The organism is Atopomonas sediminilitoris, assembly GCF_022601735.1.
Taxonomy (GTDB): Bacteria; Pseudomonadota; Gammaproteobacteria; order Pseudomonadales; family Pseudomonadaceae; genus Atopomonas; species Atopomonas sediminilitoris.
The window spans coordinates 270,059-288,152 of sequence record NZ_JAKUMM010000005.1; the positions used below are offsets into that span (position 1 = coordinate 270,059).

The following is an 18,094-nucleotide window of genomic DNA, read 5'->3' on the forward strand; positions in this document are numbered from 1 at the left end:
ACGTTGGAGCGTGTGCACTAGCCGCAGGCCGATGGGCAGCGGACACGCCGCGAACGGCGTGCCGAGTGAATGGGGTTAGCGTTGTGCGGTTTGCCACTGTGGGTGAATCCACACGTTGGCGGCGGCAGCGGGCAGTGCTTGGCCGAGGATATGGTCGGCGCATTTTTCCGCCAGCATGATGGTCGGCGCGTTGAGGTTGCCGCTGACAATGCTGGGCATGATCGAGGCATCCACCACGCGCAGGTTGCCGACGCCAAATACACGCGCGTGGCTATCGACCACCGCCTGTGGGTCATCGGCGCTGCCCATCTTGCAGGTGCAGCTGGGGTGATAGGCGCTGTCGGCGTACTGGCGGACGAAGGCGTCGATGGCGCTGTCCGACTGCACATCCACGCCGGGGCGCAGTTCTGCACCGCGGAACGGCTCGAAGGCTTGTTGCGCGAAGATTTCGCGGGTCAGCTTGACGCTCTGGCGCATCTCCCAGCGGTCGCGGTCGGTGGCCAAATAGTTGGGCTCGATCAGCGGATGTTGCTCAGGGTTGGCCGAGCGCAGCTTAAGGTAGCCACGGCTTTCGGCACGCATCGGCCCGACATGCGCTTGGTAGGCATGGCATTCGGGGTTTTTGCGGCCGTGGTCGATCACCTGTGAGGGCAGGAAGTGGTACTGCAAGTCGGGGTGCTTCACGCCCGCTTCCGTGCGGATAAACCCGCCGACTTCTAAGTGTGCGGTGCGGCACGCGCCCCAGTTGTGATTGAGAAACCACTTGGCGCCAACAATCGGCTGCTCTGGCAGACGGGTGTAGCGATACAGGGTGATGGGCTGCTTGCAGGCTTGCTGCACGTACAGTTCAAGGTGATCTTGCAGGTTTTGCCCGACGCCCGGCAGGTGCTTTTGTACGCGGATGCCGTGCTCTTTGAGGTGCGCCTCGTCGCCGATGCCGGAGAGCATCAACAGCTGCGGGCTGTTGATCGCGCCGCCGGCTAAGATCACCTCGCGCTCGGCAAAGACTTGCTGGGTGCGGCCGTCTTGCAGGTATTCCACGCCGATCGCACGCTCGCCATCAAACAGGATACGCGTGGCCAAGGCACCGACTTCGGCGCTTAAGTTGGGCCGCTCGAGCACTGGGCGCAGATAGGCTTGTGCGGTGCTCCAGCGTTTGCCCTGGCGGATGGTCATGTCCATCTTGCCGAAGCCTTCTTGCTGCTCGCCGTTCATGTCGCGGGTGGCGGGGTAGCCGGCTTGCGCGGTGGCGGCGAGGAAGGCATCAAACAGCGGATTGGGCTCATCGCCGGTGTGCACGTTGAGCGGGCCGTCGCTGCCACGCCAGTCATCGCCGCCGACTTCGCGGCTTTCCGCGCGCTTGAAGTAGGGCAGTACCTCGGCGTAGCTCCAGCCGTCTGCGCCTTCGCTGGCCCAGCGGTCGTAGTCCAGCGCGTGGCCACGGATATACACCATGGCATTCAACGCGCTGCCGCCGCCCCACACTTTGCCGCGCGGCCAGTACAGGCTGCGGCCGTTCATGTGTTCTTGCGCTTCGGTGTGGTAGTACCAGTTGTACTTGGCGTCGGACAGGTTGTAGGTCAGCGCCGCCGGCATGTGGATTTTCCACGTGTTGTCGCGTTTGCCGGCTTCGAGCACCAGCACGCGGTGGTCGGGGTTGGCGGACAAGCGGTTAGCCAGCACGCAGCCGGCCGAGCCGGTGCCGACGATGATGTAGTCGTAACGGGAATCAGACATCAGTCAGGCCTTAAAACGGGGATTGCAGCGGCGTCATACCGACGTACACGCTTTTGATTTGGGTGTAATGGTTGAGCGTGGCCAAGCCGTTTTCGCGGCCAAGGCCGGATTGCTTGTAACCACCGACCGGCATCTCGGCCGGTGACGCGCCGTAGCTGTTGATCCAGCAAATGCCGGCTTGCAGCTGGTGAATCACCCGGTGCGCGCGGCGCAGGTCATTGCAGTACACCCCGGCGGCTAAGCCGTAGTGGGTGGCGTTGGCGCGGCGGATGACCTCGTCTTCAGTGCTAAAGCGCAGCACGCTCATCACTGGGCCGAAGATTTCTTCACGCACGATGCGCATGTCGTCGTGGCAGTCGATGAACACGCTGGGCTCGACGAAATAGCCTTGCTCACAACCAGCCGGCGCTGCCGCTTTGCCGCCGGCGAGCAGGGTGGCGCCTTCGTTGAGGCCGCTTTGGATGTAAGCCAGCACCTTGTCGCGATGGTTGGCGCTGATCAGCGCGCCAAGGTTGGTGTCCGGATGCTGCGGGTCGCCGAGGCGGATATTGCTCAGGCGCGCGCGGAGCTTAGCGACAAAGGCATCGTGGATGCTGTCTTCGACAAACACGCGGGTGCCGTGGGTGCAGACTTCACCTTGGGTATAAAAGTTGGCGACCAGCGCGGCGCCGACCGCTTCGTCCACATCGCTGTCGGCAAAGATGATCAGCGGCGACTTGCCACCGAGTTCCATGGTGACTTCTTTCAAGCTGCTGGCGGCGGCGGCCATGACTTTTTTGCCGGTGCCGACCTCGCCGGTGAATGACACTTTGGCGATATCGGGGTGATGGGTGAGCAGCTCGCCGACGCGATGATCGCCCTGCACCACGTTGAACACGCCGTCCGGCACGCCCGCTTGTTTAAAGAGGGCGGCCAATTTCAGCGCCGTGAGCGGGGTTTCTTCCGACGGTTTGAATACCATGGCATTGCCGCAGGCCAGCGCTGGCGCGGCTTTCCAGCAGGCGATTTGCAGCGGGTAGTTCCACGCGCCAATGCCGGCGACCACGCCCAGCGGCTCGCGGCGGGTGTAGAAGAAGTCGCCGCCTAAGTCTTGCTGTTCACCGTGCACGCTGGCGGCTAGGCCGGCGAAGTATTCGATACTGTCGGCGCCGGTGGCGATGTCCACCGTGCTGGCTTCTTGCCACGGCTTGCCGGTATCGAGCACTTCCAGTTGCGCTAGCTCATCGTTGTGCTCGCGCAGCAAGGCCACCGCACGCAGCAGAATGCGCGCCCGCTCGACCGCAGGCATTGCGGACCACACGGCAAAGCCTTGCTGTGCGCTGGCGATGGCAGCGTCAACACACGCGCTATCGGCGTGTTCGATTTCTGCCAGTGGCTGTGCGGTGGCGGGGTTGATGCTGACAAAGCGCTCGCCACCCACGGGGTAAGGCGCGCCGGCAATCCAGCTGTGGTGCAGGGGTAAAGAAACAGACATCAGGAATCCTTGTAACGCAGTTGTTGCTGCAGGTAATCGCGGCACAGTGCCTTGGCTTGGGCGGTGTCGATGCCGCCTTCTAACGCACCGCGCAGCCAAATGCCGTCGATCAGCGCGGCGAGCCCTTGCGCGGCCAATTGCGCGCGCGGGGCTGGCAGCAGGGTGCGCAGTGCGCCGCGCAAATGGCTGAGCAGGCGCTTGGCGTTGACCCGCTGCAGGCGAGCCAGCTCGGGTTGGTGCATGGCCTCGGCCCAGAACGCCAGCCAGGTTTTGCACGCCGCAGGGCTGGTTTGCACGCGGTCGAAGTTTGCGTCCACCACGGCCATAACGCGCGCTTGGCCGTCATCACGGTCAACCAATGCGGCGCGTGCCTGGTAGGCATTGCCCAGCTCTTTAAGCAGGTGGCGCATGCTGGCTTCGAGCAGACCATTCTTGCCGCCGAAGTAGTGGCTGATGATGCCGCTCGATACCCCAGCCAAGCGGCTGATGGTGACGATGGTGGTGTTGTGCAGGCCGTGTTGATCAATCGAGCTCAGGGTGGCTTCGATTAACTGACGACGGCGTACGGGCTGCATTCCGACTTTAGGCATAAAAGGCTTCGATTCATTTTTAATTGAACGATCAATCAATAAAAGCCTAAAGCAAACCGCCAGTCGGTGCAAACCCGCAGGCGCAAAACGCAACAGGGCGCCCGAAGGCGCCCTGTGCAGGAGCTAACGCGAGTGTGCCTTATGGCTCGGCGCGCTTAGGCAACACTTGCAGCACTTTGAAGTACTCGCCCACCGCGCTGGGGAAGTAGACGCGGCCGCCAAAGCCCGGTGGCGTTAGCGAGTTAATGGTCAGTGCGGCAAAGAAGTCGGACTCGGCCAGCACTTCGCCGGTGGCGGCGTCATGCCATTTCAGCTGCTCGGTGTAGTTGCTGGTGAACATGGCCATCTTCACCGGCTCGTTCGGCGCGTTGAGCTTCATGTGGGTGAGCAGCAGCACGCGCTGATCCTTGGGGCCGATCACCGGCTGGAAGGTCGAGGTGCTGTTGTTGACGATAAACGCGTTGCTCATTGCACCGGTTTGCGGGTCGAACTTGATGCCCGCCACTTTGCCGATGCCCACGTCGGCGGAATACAGCATGTGGTTTTCCGCATCGCCGCCCATTTTTGGCGGGGCCCAGCTCCATTGGCCTTCTTCGAGCTCGCCGAAGGGGAAGTGCGTGGTCATAAGCTTGGCGTCGTGCTGGTTGATCAACACCACGCTGGAGGCCTTGATGTCGCTGCCAATGCCGTTGAGCTGGAAACCCACCCAGTCACCGACAATGGTCGGAGCGGTGGCAGCGCCTTGGCCTTCTTGCATGGGGAAGGCTTGCCAGCTGTCATCCATGCTCAGCTTCTTGCTGGCCGGATCCCAGAAGGCGCGGCCGACGCGGGTCGCCATGCCGATATACACGGTGATTTTGCCCTCGAACTCGGCAATGTTATGTGGCGACACCGCAGGCTCTGGCAGCGCTAGCTGATCGAGAATTTCTAAGCTGTCGGGGTCGACCGCGACCAGTACCGAGCTGGCCGCCACCATGCCTTGGTCAGCGCACTTGATGATGGCGATGGTGCCTTGCCCTTGGCAGCCGGCGGGGCGGGTTTGGTCTTTTAGAATCAAGGTGCCATCGGGGGCGATGGTGAGGTGCTTGAAGTTAACGTCTTCGGCGGCTGCTGGGCCACTCGGCAGGGTGTTGTGCTTGAGGATTTCGCCGCTGTCGCCGTCAATCAAGACAATCTGATTAGACCAGGCGAAGGGAATATTGCCGTTAGGCAGGATGTTGAGGTTGGCGTTGCCAATCCAGCGACCGGAGGCGTTGGGGTTGTCGACGTAAGTACGCCAGATTTCCTTGCCGGTGGTGGCATCGGCTTTGGCGACAAACGGGCCTGCGGGCACCAGATCTTTTAGCGTCGGGTATTCGCCGCCCACGATATACAGTTCATTCGTGTTGCGGGTGTTGATGTAGGAGATGCCCGGATATTTATCCGCGCTTTGCCAGGCATACACTTGGTTCTCTTGCTCGCGGCTGCCGGTGAAGCTGGCGCACGGGAAGACGCCGCTGCGCTGGGCGTCGGCAATTTCAGCGCCGTTAAGGCTGGAGAAATAGCCGGGGGTGGCGTGCTGCTGCGAGCACGCGAGCTCTTTGGCATACAGGCTGACTTCGCCCGGCAGCGGGCCGTTGGCGGCCAGCTCGTTATCGCTTAAGCCAATTTTGGCCACTTGGCCGGCGGTAAACAGGCTAATCGCCGGTGCCGCGAGCTTGTAAACGATCAGTGCCAGCGCGGCGAGCAACAGCAGGCCGAGCCATTTAAAGGTGCGTTTAACGGTCATGGGATATCCCTAGGTTAAAAAGTCAGTGCTTCAAATTCAGCGGTGGTCATGTATTGGCCGCGCGGGTAATACGCGCCCATGATTTTTTCTTCGTCGCCGGGCTTTTTAATATGCTCGGGGCTTTCGGCCCAATCGGCGGCGTTGGCCATATAGCGCAGCATCAGCATGGCGAAATCTTCACGGTTGCTGGCGCTGGTTAACCCTTCGCCGCGTGGGCTCCATTCCAGCCACGCCACGCCATTGTCGAGGGTGGCGTTTTTCGGCCGATCAGCCGCGCGGCTAAGCACGATGGTGAAGTTGCGCTCGGCATCCAGCGGCACCTGCATGTCGGTCAGACCATCAACACACTGGCCCGACGGCGCCGACTCGCAGCTGACCAGCGACCAGTATTGGGTTTGCGCGGCAGGGCGCTGGTTTAGGCCTTGGCCGGCTTCACCGTAATAGGTGTCGGGGAAGGTTGGCATCTTGCCGCGCATCACATACACCGGACCAAATTGGCGCGACAGGTGCAGCAGCAGGTATTGCGTGCTGGGGTCGCCGCCACCGTCCATCGCGCCGCCATAGGGAATCGCTTGGCGCGCTGATGGGCTCATAAACGCCCCGACGATGGAGTACTTGAACGACCAATACTTTTCCCAGCGCGGCGCTTGGCGTGCCGGTGCGGTGCTGGGCTTAAGTGTTGGATCATTGCTGGGATTGTTGACCAGTCCTTGCCATTGTTCGGGGGTCACCGGCTGCTCAAGGGCGTCGTTCATCGGCAGGGCGAACTGCTGGATGACCTCGGCGGCACTGAGCTTGCTGCCATCGGCCAAGAGACCGTGGTAGCGCGGCAAACCAAAGCCGCGCTGTGGCCCGTAGGCACTGCCAAAGCCTGCGCCGTCTTTACCGTTATCGGGCAAATAAATCCGCATTACCATTTGGATTTTGTCGCCCTGGGCACCGGCATACAGGGTGTTGGGCTGGCGCTCACGGCTGTCGCTGGGGGCGTCTTCAGCGAGAATCTTCAGACGAAAGCTGCGGGCTGGCTCAAGGCGCGGTTGGCCGACCACAAACGGGTTGATGGAGCCTGGATTCGGCGCGATTTCATCGCCGGCCATGTCTTCGCCGGTGGAGACAAAGGTATTGCCCTGCCAACGGTAGAGCGCCAGCTTAAAGTAGCGCGCATAGGGGTACTCGCCATCAAACACCAGCTGGCTGCCAGCAGGCATGCGTAAGGTCGAGAGGAAGTAAGTCGACTGCGTATCTGGCCACAGATTAGGGTTTTGGATCGGCGCGGCATACGCCAGATCGCGCCAGTAACCGACACCGCGCGGGCCATGGAATAGCGGGTCGGCGCCGTAGCGCTCATCGGTACGAATCACCGTTTCCATCGCCTTGTCGCCGGGGCGTTTGGCTCCGACGGTGTTTAAGTGGGTGACCGCTTCAATCTTCGGCGGCTGCCAGTCGCCTTGGCCCAATGGCAGCACGCTGGGGGATTGTTCTTGCGGCCAATAAATCCGCATGACCAAGAAGATTGGCCCGTTGGGCGCCGGCAGCCAGTTGCTTTCGTGGGCCTTGCCCGGGCTTTGCTGCTGCAGGAACAGGGTCAGCGAACCGTCGGCGTTGCGCTTGAGGGTATCCAGCATGGTGCTGTTGACCAGATAACGCTTGATCGGGTTTTTCACCAAAAACTGCGTGTTGGCGTCGTACACCGTGATCGACCAAAAAGCTTTGGCCGGCGGCAGCTGGCCAGGGGCAAAGGTCAGGGTGTAGGCATGCTTGCTGCCATCCAGCGGGCGGCCGTTAAGGTCGTGCTTGGTGAAGGGGTAGGTGGCCTCTATGGCGTCGTTGCCATAAATCCCGGCGCGTGAGCCCACCGCGCGCAGCAGCCAGTTGTCATTGAAGAACGCGCGCGAGCCTGCGGCGGTGCCAATTTGCCAGCCGTTATGCACGCTGCCGAGCTGCGCAACCGCTTGATTGATGGCGCCCATGGCGGCTTTTAAACCGTTACCCCAAGCGGCCTGCACGGCTTTGTCTTTCAGCGCCGCGGGGTTGCCAATGCCCAACAAAGGCATTTGCTCACGCAGCTGTTGTTCGGCCGGCGAAGCCAGCGCTATGGGCATAAACGGCTGCAAAAAACTCAGCAGCGCGGGCATGCCGGTGGTGAAAATATCTTTGTTGGCCGCCGGCCAAGTAATCGTTGGTGCGGCGGCTGGCGCCGGCTGTTTTAGATAGCTAGACAGCGGCTGAATCTGATAGCCAGCTTGCACCTTTTGTACGTTGGGCAAGTCCGCGTCGGATTTGAGCTGGGTGCGGAAAATCACCATGTTGAACGCGGTTTCACTGCGCAGCACCTGCTTGATGCCGGCCGGTGTTGGCCCTTGCCACTGGCTGTCGGCGAGCAAGAAACAGCCGGCTTGGCTGCCGGTGCTGCGTGAGCCGATGTAGGCGTAATTGTGGGTGTACATGTCCACCAGCTGCACGCTGAAGTAGCGGTCTTGTGGCACATCGGCATGACACAACACCTGCGGCTCGCTACGCAGGTCGGTGCCCAGTAGCGAGTACGGCGTGTCGCTGTTGGGGGTTTGCACCGTGGTGTCGTCTGGCGTGTAAGTGCGCGCGGTGTGGTGGATTTGATTCAGCGGGCCTTTGTAGCCGGGGCTGCTGCTGTCTAAAAAAGTGTCATGAAAGACTTTGTAGTTCATGACCAGCGGAAAGCCGTAAATGCTCACCTGAGTGGCCAGCGCATTGAGGTCAGGTTTTGCCGGTTCAGCGAGTGCGCTGCTAGCAACCAGCAAGGTACTGAGCCAAGCCGCCTGTATTAAGGATTTCATCGTGTGCTCTCCGTGCTTAGTAGTGCCAAGTGACGCTGCCACTGAAGGCTTGCATCCAAGCGTTTTCATAGGTGCCACTGACGGTCTTGGGGGCATTCACCGGCAAGGCCTTGTTCTGCGCCGTGGGCATGTCGCCAATCCAAATGAACTCATAGCTAACGTTCAGCGTGGTGTCGCTATCCAGCGCATAGTCGAGGCCGGTGCCGAGTCGCCAGCCTTCGCCCATGGGGTTGGTGACGGTGCGGTACTGGTCGCCAACGGGTGAGCTGTCGTACGCCGCGCCGACATTCCAGCGCGCCGCCTGACTGAATTGGTACTGCGCGCCGACGGACACGTGCCAAGTATCGCGGTAGTTGGCGTCGAGGGTAGCGCTTGTGGGGTTGCGCGCCTCCAGATCAAGGCCGATTTCGCCAAAGCGCGACCAATCTTGCCAGTTGGCGCTGGCGAGCAGTGCCCACTCCGGGTTGAGCTGGTGGAACAGGCTTAACGTCACCGTTTGCGGGACTTGCATATCCAGCGTGGTCTTGGCATTGGTCAGGCCGCTGTTGTTCCACACGGTTTGCTCGGCGGCGCTTAAGCCTTCGGGATCCAGCTTGTCACTAAAGCTCAAATCGACGGCGCTGGTATAAGCCAAGCCGAGACGGGTGGCCGGCGTGACTTGATAGATCACCCCCGCGTTGAGGCCAAAGCCCCAATCGGTGGCGGAGTACTCCAAGCTGCCGTCGGGGTGCGAACCAAGGCCCAGCGGGTTGTTGTCCAGTGCCAGCTCAGTGTCATTGATGGCATACATGGCGCGTAAGCCAAGGCCGAAAGACCATTGCTCGTTAGCGCGAAACGACAGGCTGGGCATCATGGTTAAGCCCATCAGGCTGCCGTTTTGCAGGTAGTAGCGACCAGCCCAGTCATCCGAGTAATCGATGCCCAGACCGAAGTCGCCATAGTTGGCAAAACCCACGTGCCACTGTTCATTCAACTGATGGCTGATGAAAAAGCTCGCGCCGGGCGACAGTGGCATGGCGTTTTTACCGCCACCGCCGGAGAGGTTGTTGCTGCTGTCGGTGTCGAAGTTGACTTGCCCGCTGATCAGCTGGCCACCGGCGGTGACTTGAGTGCCGGACAAGTAGCTCATGCCGGCAATATTGCTCGCCAGTGTGCTGGGGTTTTGTGCCCGTGCGGCGGCGCCAGCGTTGGCAAGGCCGACGTCGCCTGCGGCGAATTTTGCGCCGGCTTTGAAGGGGCGTCAAAGGGCGCGTGCCATGCTCTGCCATGCCTTCATCGCGCATTGACCCACACCCGGATGACCTTTAGTGGCGGTTGGGATGATCTTTTGTTTGCAGCGCGGCTCTTTGTTGCAGCGTTGTGGGCGTCATCGCCGCGGCGCACAGGCTGGCTGACTCCACGCAAAAAGCCCCCGCCGCGGCGGCTAAGCGCAAGCATTCCGCCAGCGGTCGCTGCTGGAGATAGCCGTAAACAAAGCCGCTGAAAAACGCATCGCCGGCACCGTTGCTATCACGCAGGTGTTGAATCGGCAGGGCGGGTTGCACAAGCCATGTGCCGTCAGCGGCCAGCAAGCTGGCGCCGTGCTCGGCGTGGGTGCACAGCACCAGCTTTTTGCCTTGGTCGATGCACTGCTGCATGAAGGCACGGTAATCGCGCAGTTGGTTGTCAGCGACCAAGATCACCTCGGCGGCATCAATAAAGGCTTGGTGGTAGGGGTTGCCGAGATCGTAATCGTGCAGGTCCGTCCAGATCGGCTTGCCGAGCGCTTGTGCCAGTGCCAAGGTGGGGCGGGCGTAATCAAGAATGTTGATGATGGCCAAATCGCACGCTGCCAAGGCTTGTTGGCAGGCGGCAAGGTCGAGGCCGCTGGCGGCGGGGGCGTGGGTGAAAATCGATAAGCGCTGGCCGTGGGCATCCATCAGGTTGGTGTGCTGCTGCGTGGCGCTGTGACTGCGGGCTAAGTGCTGGTGCAGGCCATGGGGTGCCAAGGCGTGATGGATCGCGTCGCCGGCCGCATCGGCGCCAATCACGCTGTGCAGGCTGACCTCAAAGCCAAGGGCCGTGAGGTTTAGCGCTTTGCCCGCACCGGTACTGCCCAGCGTTTGGTAGCTGCGCTCGGCCCACAGGGTTTGGCCAATGGGTTTGGGTAGCGCGGGCAAGTGGATGAGGGTGTCCCAACTGGTGCCGCCAATCACACATAAAGGCTGCATGCTGCGTCTCCATGATTGCGCCAGCAGGCAGCGTAGCGAGCTTAAGCCGCCTGCACCTGCGCCTTGGGTAGGCGCAGGGCGGGGGCGCAGGCGTTGGACGAGTCAGCGCTGGGCGAGGTACTGCTGGTAGCGCTTGGTCAGGCGCGACAGGCGCAGACGATCGAGCAGCAGCGACAACACGGGTGAGGCCTCGGGCTTGCTCGCCTTGCCCGTGCCAAGACGGCGTAGTTGGCGGCGCACCAACGCCATAGTGGCGACCGCGGCGAGGGTCTTGTCGCCCCAGCTGACAGCGGGTAGCTCGCCGATGCGTGCTTCACCGGCTTGCCAGCGCTTGGGCAGGTCGGGCTCGACCGCCAAAGCGGTGGCCATGCCGACCACGGCCACGCCACTGTCGATGACGTGCTCGGCAATCGGCAGGCGGCGTACTCCGCCGGTGGTCATCAGCGGCATGCGCGCGACTTTAGCCAGTTCGGCGGCAAATTCTAGGAAGTACGCCTCGCGTGCCAAGGTGCGGCCATCGGCGGTGCGGCCTTGCATGGCGGGGCTTTCGTAGCTGCCACCGGACAGCTCCAAGAGGTCGATGTTTTCCTGGTTAAGCAGCTCGACCACTTCGCGCGCATCGTCGGCAGTAAAGCCGCCGCGCTGGAAATCTGCCGAGTTGAGCTTCACCGCCACGGCAAAACCGGGGCTAACGGCGGCGCGCACGGCGCGGACGACTTCGATCAGCACGCGGGCGCGGTTTTCTAAACTGCCGCCGTACTCGTCATCGCGTTGGTTGCTCAGCGGCGATAAGAATTGCGACAACAAATAGCCGTGCGCGGCGTGGATTTGCACGCCGTTAAAGCCGGCTTGCTCGGCCAGTTGTGCGCTGTGGGCAAAGCGCGCGATGAGTTCTTGAATGTCGGCGTGGGTCATCGGTGTGGGGGCGGCAAAGAGCTTGGAGTGCTTGCCCAAATCCAGCGCTACCGCCGACGGCGCCCAGCGCAGGCCGCCCAAGTTGGCGTAGGTTTGCCGACCTGGGTGGTTGAGCTGCATCCAAATCTGCCCGCCGCCACTTTGCCCAGCCTTAGCCCAGTGGGTGAAGGCGCTGAGCGGCGTGCCTTGCTCTAGCACCACGCCGCCGGGGCCGGTCATGGCGCGGCCATCGATCATCACATTGCCGGTCAACAGCAAACCACTGCCGCCCTGCGCCCAGCGGCGATACAGTTCAATCAAGGTGGCGCTGGGTTGCTGGCCGGGCGCGGCGAGGTTTTCCTCCATCGCGGCTTTGCCGATGCGGTTGGGTAATTGGCTGCCGTTGGGCAGGGTGAGCGGGGTAAACAGGGCGTGCGGCATGCTGATCTCCTCGTCGCGGTGAGCACAGGCTAAGCTTGAAGTGCTGTTTAAGGTCAAGCCCACATGGCAATGCTGCTTTGCAGTGCCTAAGCTCAGGAAATCGCAGGCCCTGCCGTTAACCGTTCGGCAGGGGGAGGTGCAGTATGCTTCGACAATTGGGGTGGTTAGCCGCTGGTGTGTTGGCGGCGCTGACGGCGCAGGCCGAGGTACGCGTGCAGGTGGTGGATGGCCAAGGTCAGCCGCTGGCCGATGCGGTGGTAAGCATTCAGGCCCCCGGCACGCCGGCCAGCACGGCGGTAATGGATCAGGTGGGCAAGCAGTTTGTGCCGCGGGTGTTGGCCGTGAGCACCGGCACGGCGGTGGCGTTTCCTAATCGCGACGATATCCGCCATCACGTGTATTCTTTTTCGGAGCCCAAGCGCTTCGAGCTGCGCCTTTACCACGGCACGCCCAGCCAGCCGGTGCATTTCGACAGCCCCGGCTTAGTGGTGCTGGGCTGCAATATTCACGATTGGATGGTCGGCTACATCTATGTCAGTGCCGACCCATGGGTGGCGGTGACCGATGCACAAGGCATCGCACGCTTTGCTTTGCCCGCCGGCGATTACCCGCTCACCCTCTGGCACCCCGATTGGCCGCAGCCGCAACCTTGGCAAGGCCGTGCGGCGCTGTCGGCCAACACTCCGGCGCTGCCGTTAGCGGTGCGCATCTCGGCCGCTGCTCCAGCCGCTGCGCCGAGCAACCCGTTTGCCGAAGCCTTCCAGCGTAATTTGCAGCAGCATGCGGATTAGTTTTTTTGCCCGGGTCAGCCTGGGGGTGATGTTGCTCTTGCTGCTGGTCATCGGCAGCTTGGCCGGTGCCCTGCAACAGGCCGCGCAGCAGGCGCTGGAGCGTCACGCGCAGGAGCAGCTGAATGTCGGTGCGCGGGTCTTCGAGCGCTTGCTGGCGCTGCGCAGTCAGCAGTTGCAGGACGAAGTGCGCATCCTCAGTAGCGATTTTGGCTTTCGTGATGCGGTGGCCTCGGCGGATGTGCCGACCCTGCGCTCGGCGCTGCGTAATCATGGTGATCGCGCCGCAGCCAGCGAAGTGCTGTTGCTCGATCTACACGGGCAGATCAAGGCCAGCACCAGCGCGGCGTTTGCCGAAGGCCAGCCCTTTGCCTATGCCCAAGCACTGCTGACCCAGCTGCAAAACCCGCAGCATCTGCTGGTGGTGCCGGTCGATGGCGTGCCGCACTTGCTGGCCGCCGCCACGGTGCGCGCGCCGTTGCCGGTGGCGGTGTTGATTATGGGGTTTGAAATCGACCGCGCGCTGGCCGACGAGCTGCGCCAGCTCACCCATCTAGAGGTGACCCTGCTGGTGCAGACGGACAACAGCAAACCGCGCTGGCTGAGCACCTTGCTGAATGCCCCCGCGCAGCAGTTGGAGCTGCTGCGCCAACTGGATAGCGACAGTCGCCATTGGCAGCCTTTGGCGCTGGCCGGCGAACATTACCTGAGCTTGGCGGTGCCGCTCAGTGAAGCGGCGGATTACCAGATCAGCGCCTTTTTGCATCGGCCGTTAAATGCCGTGTCTGCCGCACTGCTGGGGCTGCGTGAACGCTTGCTGAGCATTGCCGGTTTGGCCTTCGGCGCGTCGCTGTTGTTGGCTTTGTTGCTGGCGCGCACTGTGGCTAGGCCGCTGGAGCGCTTGGCGCGTAGTGCGCAGCGCATTGGTCAGGGCGATTATCAGGCGCCGATTGAACGCCTGCGCGTGCCTGAGCTGGCCGCGCTGGGCGCTGCGCTGGGGCAGATGCAGCACGGCATCGCCGAGCGCGAACGCCAGTTGGCGCACAATGCTCTGCACGAACCGCACAGTGGCCTGCCCAACCGCACCTTGCTGGAGGAGCGCATCAACAGCGCCATCGCCGCCGAGCGGCCCTTAGGTGTGTTGCTGATTGGCGTGGCGAACTTCTCCGAGTGGCTCAGTGCGCGCAGCGGCGATGCCGAGCAACAGCTGGCGCAGGCCTTGGCGCAGCAATTACTCGAGCTGCGCCGGCCGGGCTTGAGTGTGGCGCGTCTGTTGGATGAGCGTTTCGCCGTGTTGCTTGAAGAAGCCAGCGCCGCCGAGCTGATCACCTTGGCCGACCAATGCCAGCAGCGCTTTAGCCAACTGCGCGATTGGCAGGGCGAGGCGCTGGGCTTGCAGGTGCATATCGGCGTGGCCAGCTATCCGCACGATGCGCACAGCAGCGAGGCCTTACTGCACTGCGCACTGGCCGCCCTGCATGAGGCGCAAATGCACCACGAGCCGGTGCAAGTCTATGAGCAGGCTAAAGACGCCGCGCGGCAGCGGCAGATCATTCTGGTGCGCGACCTACGCCAAGCCGCCGAGCGTGGCGAATTGCAGCTGCATTACCAGCCCAAGCTGAACTTGCGCGATGGGCAGATTCGCCAAGCCGAGGCCCTGCTGCGCTGGCAGCATGCCGAGTTGGGTTGGGTGTCGCCGGGCGAATTTATTCCCTTGGCCGAGCGCACCGGCAGCATTGCCGCGCTGACCCGCTGGGTGATTGAGGCCGCCGTGGCGCAGATAGCTCAGTGGCACGCGCAGGGGCTGGTCATGCAAGTGTCGGTGAATGTGTCGGCCGCCGATCTGGCCGCTTTCGATGTCTGTCAGGTGGTCGAGCAGGCGCTTAGTCGCCATCAACTGGCGGCGCAGCAATTGGTGCTGGAAATCACCGAAAGCGCGGTGATGCAGGACCAACAGCACGCGCTAGCGGTGTTGCAGGCGCTGCGCGAATTGGGCGTGGGCCTGTCGGTGGATGACTTTGGCACCGGCTATTCATCGCTGGCGCAGCTACGCCAGTTGCCGGTGCAAGAGCTGAAAATCGACCAAACCTTTATCCGCCAACTGGGCCCGGAAGGCGATGATGCGGTGATCGTCCGTTCGACCATCGAGATGAGCCATCGCTTAGGCCTGAAGGTGGTTGCCGAAGGCATCGAGAGTGCCTTGGTCTTGGAGCTGCTGCGCGACTGGGGCTGTGATGTGGCGCAGGGCTATTACATCAGCCGGCCGGTGCCGGCCAGCGCGTTGCAAGCTTGGCTGGCCAGCGACGCGGCGCAGGTTATGCAAGGTTAACGGAGGTAAACATGCGACGAATAACGCTCTTGGCCTGTGGCCTGTGTTGTGCCTTCGGCGCGTACGCCGAGCAGGGGCGTTTATTGGCCACCGGCGGTGCCAGCATGCTCGAAGGGGCCGCCGGCGGCGGCATTGTGCCGTGGGCGGTGCTCACCGGCTATGGCGAGCAAGATGAGTGGGGCGGCAGCGCCTTTGCCACCCGTGTCGAGACCGGCGACTACCGCTTGGATGCCGGCGGCGTGGCGCTGGCTTATGGCAATCGGCTGGAGCTTAGCTATGCCCGCCAGCACTTAGATTTGGGTAGTCTGGCGCGTGACTTGAACCTGCCGGATAACAGCGTCAGCCAAGATATCTTCGGCCTTAAAGTGCGCCTGTTTGGCGATCTGATCTACGACCGCTTGCCGCAAGTGGCGCTGGGCGTGCAGCACAAACGTCAGCGCGACTTCCGCGTGCCTAAGCTGGTCGGCGCGCAGCGCGACACAGACACCGAAGGCTATTTGGTCGCCAGCCGTTTGTGGCTCGGCGCCGCGTTTGGCTACAACCTGCTGGGCAACGTCACCGCGCGTTATAGCCGCGCCAACGAGTTAGGCCTGCTGGGCTTTGGCGGCGACCGTCGCGACCAACACCAATGGCTCGGCGAAGCCAGCTTGGCGGTGCTGCTCAACCCGCGCTGGGCGGTGGGCGTGGAATACCGCGAAAAGCCCGACAACCTGAGTTTTGCCGGTGAAAGCGACTGGCAGGATGTGTTTATCGGCTATTTCCCCAGCAAGCATGTCTCGCTGGTGCTGGCCTATGCGCGGCTCGGTGAGATCGCCACCTACGACCATCAAGACGGCGTTTACCTGTCGCTGCAAGGGAGTTTTTAACCATGCGAGCTTGGTTATTTAGCGGACTGCTGGTGCTGCTGGTCGGTTGCGCCACGCCGGCCCCGGACAGCCTCTATCAGCAGCTCGGCGGACAGACGGGGATCACCCGTATTGTCGAAGACATGCTGCTGCGCGCCGCCGCCGATGCGCGCATTAAGCAGCATTTTGTCGAGGTGGATATCGTGCGGGTGCGCGACAAGCTGGTTGAGCAGCTGTGTGAACTGAGCGGTGGCCCTTGCACCTACAGCGGTGACAGCATGGAAGAAAGCCACACCGGCTTGCACATCAGCCGCAGCGACTTCAACGCGTTGGTCGAGCTGCTGCAAGCGGCGATGGATCAACAAGGCGTGTCGGTGCGCGCGCAAAATCAGCTGTTGGCGCACTTAGCGCCCATGCGCGGAGAGATCATTGAACGCTAACAGCCCAGCAAGCGGCGCGGCCCTGCGCATCGGTGAACTGGCCGCTGCCACCGGGGTGAGCACCTCGGCGCTGCGGTTTTATGAAAAACACGGCCTGCTCGGCAAAGCGGCGCGCGGCGGCAATGGTTATCGGCAGTACGCGCCTGATGCCGTGGAGCGGGTAGGCTTGATTCGCCTAGCGCAGCGCTTGGGCTTTAGCTTGGAGCAAGTGCGCGGCATTTTAGGGCGCGCCGGTGAGCCGTTGGATCACCAACAAATTCTCACCGGCTTGCAGGCGCGGCTGGCGGAAATCGAGCAAATGCAAAGCACCTTGGCCGCGCAGCACACGGGGCTGACCTGCATGCTCGGCAAGCTGCACGAGCATTGGGACTTAGGCCGTTGCTTGCCGCTGGCTAAGTTATTGGATGGGCATGCAGCGGGCGACAGCGCTTAAGTTGGTGTGGTCATCACGCCAAGGGGCATGGCCCAAGCTGCTTGGCGTGATGGCGTGATGGCGTGATGGCGTGATGGCGTGTTAGGCCGCGCTGGCATTGGGCTGATCAGGTTGGCGGGCTACTTGGCTCATCCCCCACAGGCTAAGGGCGGCGTAGCCGGCAAACAGGCCGAGCCACAAGGCCGTGCCGCTGAGTAAGCCGCTGCTGAGCAGCCACACCAGCACCGCGCCGCTGACGGCCATGCGCAGGTATTCCAGCAGGTAAGCGTAGCGGTGGTTTTCTAGCCACACGCCGGTGGCATAGAGGCTGAAAGCAACCCAGCCGGCCAGCATCAGCATGGGGGCATAGGGCAGGCTTTCGCCTACGGCCATGATCACCACCGTGCCGAGCACGGTGACGCTAAATTGCGCGGCGGCATAGATCTGCTGTGCGCGGCTGAGCGGGATGTCGAATTTCTTAAACTGGCTGATGTCGGGCTTGTGCATGGGGTAACGCGCGGCTACATCCGCTGGTCGCCAGCCGGTGCGGCGAAACCAGATACTCAGCTTGTCTTGCCAGCGCTCGGCGCGCACGGCGTCGCGCCACAGTTGTACATAAAATTGCGCATTGGCCCACAGCGGGTTCCAGCTGGCCAGTGGGGTGGTGACGCCGAAGATCACCGGCTCGTGTTCGAGCTCTTCGTGAAAGGTGCCGAACAGGCGATCCCAGAGGATGAAAACGCCGCCGTAGTTACGGTCGATGTACACCTCGTTTTGCGCGTGATGCACGCGGTGGTTGGACGGAGTGACGAAGTAGGTCTCAAACCAGCCGAGCTTGCCGATGTGCTGCGTGTGTACCCAGTACTGGTAGATCAAATTCAGCGCCGCGACGGTGATAAATAACTCAGGCGGCACGCCCAGCACGGCCATTGGCACGTAAAACACCCAGCCAAAAATCCATCCGGTGCTGGTTTGTCGCAGCGCGGTGATCAGGTTGTAATCTTCGCTTTGGTGGTGCACTGAATGCGCGGCCCACAGCACGTTCACCTCGTGGCCGAGGCGGTGATTCCAGTAGTAGCAAAAGTCGTAGGCGACAAAGGCGAAGACAAACACCCACACGCTGCTGGCGCTGAGTTCGAACCAGGCGCTGTGCTCGTAGATGGCCCAGTAAATGCCCACGGTAAACAGTTTGGTGAGGATACCCACCGCGCGCGACAGCACGCCGGCGCTCAAGCTGTTGATCGAGTCGCTTAAGCGATAGTGGCGCTTGCCGGTATGCCAGTCGGCGGCTAGCTCGAGAAGAATCAGCAGTAAAAAGAAAGGAACGGCGAATAAGATCAAGTTCATCGAGCA

13 protein-coding genes and 1 pseudogene are annotated in these 18,094 nt (G+C 62.1%); 5 read left to right on the top strand and 9 right to left on the bottom strand.

Going from position 1 to position 18,094, the window contains the following annotated elements:
- Positions 1-75 precede the first annotated feature (75 nt).
- The 8 genes and pseudogenes from MKI83_RS09665 to MKI83_RS09700 all read right to left on the bottom strand — a co-directional run bounded on the left by MKI83_RS09665 (position 76) and on the right by MKI83_RS09700 (position 11,927).
- Complete coding sequence (locus MKI83_RS09665; protein WP_241585222.1) at positions 76-1,737, bottom strand: choline dehydrogenase; 1,662 nt, start codon at positions 1,735-1,737, stop codon at positions 76-78.
- Positions 1,738-1,747: 10 nt separating this feature from the next.
- Positions 1,748-3,211: a betaine-aldehyde dehydrogenase gene (gene betB / locus MKI83_RS09670; protein ID WP_241585224.1), complete on the bottom strand. Its 1,464-nt coding sequence runs from the start codon at positions 3,209-3,211 to the stop codon at positions 1,748-1,750.
- Positions 3,211-3,801 carry a transcriptional regulator BetI gene (gene betI / locus MKI83_RS09675; RefSeq protein WP_241585225.1) on the bottom strand — a complete coding sequence of 197 codons (591 nt, stop codon included), beginning with the start codon at positions 3,799-3,801 and terminating at the stop codon, positions 3,211-3,213. The genes betB and betI overlap by 1 nt, the downstream gene beginning before the upstream one ends.
- Positions 3,802-3,940: 139 nt before the next feature.
- On the bottom strand, positions 3,941-5,569 hold the full coding sequence (locus tag MKI83_RS09680) for a hypothetical protein (RefSeq protein ID WP_241585227.1): 1,629 nt from the start codon (positions 5,567-5,569) through the stop codon (positions 3,941-3,943).
- A gap of 14 nt (positions 5,570-5,583) precedes the next feature.
- Positions 5,584-8,382 carry a DUF1254 domain-containing protein gene (locus tag MKI83_RS09685; protein ID WP_241585229.1) on the bottom strand — a complete coding sequence of 933 codons (2,799 nt, stop codon included), beginning with the start codon at positions 8,380-8,382 and terminating at the stop codon, positions 5,584-5,586.
- A 16-nt stretch (positions 8,383-8,398) separates the two neighbouring features.
- Positions 8,399-9,586 (bottom strand): annotated as a pseudogene (locus tag MKI83_RS09690) (OmpP1/FadL family transporter); the annotation flags it as partial.
- A gap of 100 nt (positions 9,587-9,686) precedes the next feature.
- Complete coding sequence (locus MKI83_RS09695; protein ID WP_241585231.1) at positions 9,687-10,592, bottom strand: carbohydrate kinase family protein; 906 nt, start codon at positions 10,590-10,592, stop codon at positions 9,687-9,689.
- A gap of 102 nt (positions 10,593-10,694) precedes the next feature.
- Complete coding sequence (locus tag MKI83_RS09700; RefSeq protein ID WP_241585233.1) at positions 10,695-11,927, bottom strand: NADH:flavin oxidoreductase/NADH oxidase family protein; 1,233 nt, start codon at positions 11,925-11,927, stop codon at positions 10,695-10,697.
- Positions 11,928-12,070: 143 nt separating this feature from the next.
- Here MKI83_RS09700 and MKI83_RS09705 point away from each other — a divergent pair, with 143 nt between their 5' ends.
- Genes MKI83_RS09705 through MKI83_RS09725 form a run of 5 tightly spaced genes read left to right on the top strand, consistent with a single transcriptional unit; the run spans position 12,071 to position 16,762 of the window.
- Entirely contained in the window at positions 12,071-12,718 is a 648-nt protein-coding gene (locus tag MKI83_RS09705) for a methylamine utilization protein (RefSeq protein WP_241585235.1), read from the top strand.
- A complete protein-coding gene (locus tag MKI83_RS09710) occupies positions 12,708-15,044 on the top strand; it encodes a putative bifunctional diguanylate cyclase/phosphodiesterase (RefSeq protein ID WP_241585236.1) in 2,337 nt (778 codons plus the stop codon). Before MKI83_RS09705 ends, MKI83_RS09710 begins: the two co-directional genes overlap by 11 nt.
- Before the next feature lie 11 nt (positions 15,045-15,055).
- Positions 15,056-15,910 (top strand): DUF3034 family protein, encoded by an 855-nt coding sequence (locus tag MKI83_RS09715; RefSeq protein WP_241585237.1) that lies wholly within the window; start codon positions 15,056-15,058, stop codon positions 15,908-15,910.
- Positions 15,911-15,912: 2 nt separating this feature from the next.
- Positions 15,913-16,329: a group I truncated hemoglobin gene (locus MKI83_RS09720; RefSeq protein ID WP_241585238.1), complete on the top strand. Its 417-nt coding sequence runs from the start codon at positions 15,913-15,915 to the stop codon at positions 16,327-16,329.
- Positions 16,319-16,762 carry a MerR family transcriptional regulator gene (locus MKI83_RS09725; RefSeq protein ID WP_241585239.1) on the top strand — a complete coding sequence of 148 codons (444 nt, stop codon included), beginning with the start codon at positions 16,319-16,321 and terminating at the stop codon, positions 16,760-16,762. Before MKI83_RS09720 ends, MKI83_RS09725 begins: the two co-directional genes overlap by 11 nt.
- Positions 16,763-16,843: 81 nt before the next feature.
- On the opposite strand, the gene MKI83_RS09730 is transcribed toward MKI83_RS09725, so the two are convergent.
- A complete protein-coding gene (locus MKI83_RS09730) occupies positions 16,844-18,088 on the bottom strand; it encodes a sterol desaturase family protein (protein WP_241585244.1) in 1,245 nt (414 codons plus the stop codon).
- Positions 18,089-18,094: the final 6 nt, after the last annotated feature.